This is a genomic window from Cupriavidus consociatus (assembly GCF_017814975.1).
Classification (GTDB): Bacteria; Pseudomonadota; Gammaproteobacteria; order Burkholderiales; family Burkholderiaceae; genus Cupriavidus; species Cupriavidus consociatus.
Genome location: NZ_JAGIQA010000224.1, coordinates 1 through 251 on the forward strand (window position 1 = coordinate 1; position 251 = coordinate 251).

The window sequence follows — 251 nt, forward strand, 5'->3', positions numbered from 1 at the left end:
TAGATTCAGCACAAGAATTTTTTTTGCTTCTTGCGCAACGTCAGTTTACTTACTACAAGTAATGGGTAGTATGTACGCCGGCTATTAGCTCACTCTGAGAAAGTAGCCATTAAATTGAAAGTCCTTGAAGGGGAACACGATGAACAACGTTCTGAAATTCTCTGCTCTGGCTCTGGCCGCAGTTCTGGCTACCGGTTGCAGCAGCGTCTCCAAAGAAACCGAAGCTCGTCTGACTGCAACTGAAGACGCAG

The 251-nt window shown here is 46.2% G+C and carries 1 pseudogene; it reads left to right on the plus strand.

Annotation, left to right across the window (positions count from 1 at the left end):
- Positions 1-139: 139 nt before the first annotated feature.
- Positions 140-251: pseudogene (oprI, locus tag J8I82_RS38170) on the plus strand (outer membrane lipoprotei OprI); the annotation flags it as partial.